1 protein-coding gene is annotated in these 342 nt (G+C 77.8%); it reads right to left on the reverse strand.

The features are described from left to right. Nucleotides 1-342, reverse strand: a 342-nt coding sequence (locus ACYVE9_RS26465) for a DUF5304 family protein (protein ID WP_461030425.1), incomplete at both ends; no start/stop codon positions are given.

Consider the following 342-nt stretch of genomic DNA (forward strand, 5'->3'; position numbering starts at 1 on the left):
TCTCTGGGCCCACGACCGTCGCGCTCGCCGTCACCGGGAGCGTCATCGGAGCCGGAGCCGGTACCGACGGGGGCGTCGTCGGTGCCGCTCGCCGGGGAGACGGGGCCGCTCGCCGAGGAGGAGGAGGAGGAGGCACCGCGCGTCCAGCGCTGCTCGTGGCCGGCGACCGCGGTCCGGTAGGCGGCGAGCAGTTCCGCACCGGCCGCCGAGAGGTGCTCGAAGACCTGCGGGTTGCGCTCCACGACCGGCTCGACGACGGACCGGGCGCTCTCCGCGAACTGCCGGGCCGCGCGCTCCGCGGACCGGGCCGCGTTCTGCGCAGCCGCCTGGGCCGCGGCGGAG

This window comes from Streptomyces sparsus (assembly GCF_054776295.1).